The sequence below is a fragment of the Microcoleus sp. T2B6 genome, from assembly GCF_036700475.1.
GTDB lineage: Bacteria > Cyanobacteriota > Cyanobacteriia > Cyanobacteriales > Microcoleaceae > Microcoleus.
Window position 1 is genome coordinate 1 of record NZ_JAUBOZ010000029.1, and the last position, 2,929, is coordinate 2,929.

Below are 2,929 nucleotides of genomic sequence, written 5' to 3' on the forward strand. Positions count from 1 at the left end.
GGTTTTTAGCTGGCATTTTTGTAGAGATTGACTAAACTCCTTTTTTATTATACCCTATTTAAAGGTACAACAGCTTAGTTAGTCCAAGACGCAGAAACAACGTATTTCTATCATTATTCGCTGTGCTACGTAATCGCAACCCTTTGTTTTTAGCGGTTCTTGCGTCTAGGACTGGTAGTATAGCTGTCGATCGACGATTAAGGAGCTTTAAAGTAATCGTCATTAAATTCGGTTTAAAGGAGTTTTAAGTAATGTCATAAAGTCCTGTTTCTTTGATACTTTACACAAAGTTAACAAATCTTCTGCATTGGGGATGCTTTACATCTGCCGTGCTTTGCTAACAGTCTGGTGGGCAATAGCGCTAATACTTTATTAGTGCTTAATTTCTATGGTTTTTGGCTCTTTCACAGTCATCCTACCAAAAATTATATTGGCGATCGTAAAGTTCCTGTAAAGTCTTTAATGTAAAAAAACCGTCTTCCTACGTATTGCTTTTTTTTTGCTTTCTGATAATATAAAAACGAGGTAAAATTTGGATTAAAATCTGACACGCTGGCAAATATCACTAAAGCTTCTTCACAAATAAATGCAATACTTCCCTGCTTCGTTGAAACAGTAAACAAGCAGTCTTGAAAGTTTACCTTTTGAGGAAAATTTCAGGTGGCTCGAAATGCTCAAAAACGCACCGGAGAAAACATAAAAACATAATAAGGCGAGCGCTTCTCAACAACTGATTTAACCAACTATTTTTCAGGGGTACAAATGGCTGAACTTAACATCGGGGCATTGGCTGACGGCAAAACCTACACAGGTAGTGTTGGCGCTACAAATATCTACGACCTTTACAAATTTAATATCACCAGTCCGGGAAGTTTCCAATTTTCGATCGACGGTTTGAGCGGGAATGCCGACGTATTTTTGTTAAACTCTAGTGGCGAAACCCTTTACAGTTCCACCAACGCGGGAACCAGTGCAGAAACAATTAGTGTTGACAGCTTACTAGCCGGAGACTATTCAGTCAAAGTTTTGCAAATCAGTGGCGACATCAAATACACGCTGAATTTAGCACCAACTAGCACTCAAAAACCATCCGACGCAGACACCCTCACTGGTGCCAAATCGGATTCTCTACTTCCCTCAAACAGCGCCGCAACTTCGGAAAAACCCACTGCAAACAAAGATGTAATTACAGGAACTCCTGTTGATGAAAAGACTGTCACCGCAGAAACAACATCAACAACTACCGACAAACCAGTCACTACCGACTCCGAAACAACTCTCACATCGGAACCGGAAAAACCTATAGCAACGACTGAATCTGCCACAGAAACATCAACAACTACCGACAAACCAGTCACTACAGACTCCGAAACAACTCTCACATCTGAACCGGAAAAACCTGTAGCAACGAGTGAATTGGCGGCAGAAACAACATCAACAACTACCAACAAACCCGTCACTACCGTCTCCGAAATAACTCTCACATCGGAACCAGAAAAACCTGTAGCAACGACTGAATTGGCGGCAGAAACAACATCAACAACTACCGACAAACCCGTCACTACCGTCTCCGAAATAACTCTCCCATCTGAACCGGAAAAACCTGTAGCAACGACTGAATCTGCTACCGAAAAACGGCCAATTGAAGAGACTACATCTCCACCAGACAAACCACCAACCGATTCTGCAATTTCAACCGCCGAAAAACCCAGCGAAACTGTTGCCACAAACAATCTAAATAGCACAACCGCCACCAAAACAGATGCAGTTGCAGGCGAAACTGTCGCCACTCAAGAACAAAAAATAGGCGAGACTGTAGTTACTATTTCCCCAGATGCCAGCAAGCCAGAAGACGAAACAACTACTGACACTAGCAACGGGGAAGAAACAGAGAAAGAGAATTCAACTACTACAGTAGCAACAACTGAAACCAAAAAAGAACCAGAACCGACTACAGACAAAAAGTTAATTTCTCCCTTTACATCGGGGGTATTTACTACCGATGAAACTGGTCGGATCAGTGTAGACTACACATTTGATGGTGGGAGGTTCCAAGGTGAGTTAGCTATTTTCAGCTTAGACGATTTAGACAAATTTGAACCAGGTTCCGAAGCATTCATTAAAGAAGTAGCTGCGCGTTCTTTAAGTAACTCGGTGAAAGGTCATGTAGTGATTAATGATGCTACAGAAGGTGCGCGGTTTTCCGGTTTCTTAGGAGAGAGTAATGCCAATGAAGGAGCCTACTTAGGAGTCAAGAGTTTTGCCGTTACTGCTGGGGGTAAATATGGGGTGATGTTGGTACCCAATGGTAGTGTCAAGTCTGTGTTTGATAATCCGACTGTTGGGGGCGCTCAACGTCCTTTATTTTCTATGGCTATGGCGAATCCTGTGGCGGGATTTCACTTTGGTCAAATTGCGGATATAACCGGAGAAGGTAACACCTTTATCATGGAGGATATGCGGTTAGATGCCGGGAGTGATAGGGATTACAACGATATCATTTTCCAAGTGCGGGGTGCGACGGCAACAACTGCTTTGGTGGATAGTGTGATTAACCCCGATAAAGAGTGGCGGAAAACAGATTTGGGCAAGGCACTTATTGCTTATGCGAAACCTTACATTACCCCGGAACCAAAACCAAATGTAGATGCTGAATTATCCGATTTACTTGATGATTTAGAAACGGAAATTCTGAATCCATCAACTTCAGATAAAGAGACTCCAAAAACTCCAGCGCCTGTCGCAAATACCGACAAAGATACTACTGATGTAACTCAAGTTCAAACAACCGACAAAGTAGATGCAAAGCCTACTACTCCAGCGGTGACGACTGAGCAAGAAGTCAAAGATACTGCGAATAATTCTGGTAATTCGACTCAGGTTGAAACTACCGAAAAGGTAGATACAAATCCTACTACTCCAGCGGTGA

The 2,929-nt window shown here is 42.4% G+C and carries 1 protein-coding gene; it reads left to right on the forward strand.

What is annotated here, in order from left to right; genetic code table 11:
- Nucleotides 1-762: 762 nt before the first annotated feature.
- Nucleotides 763-2,929 (forward strand): DUF4114 domain-containing protein (locus tag QUA00_RS14930; RefSeq protein WP_333410102.1); only part of this gene is annotated, 2,167 nt, incomplete at its 3' end.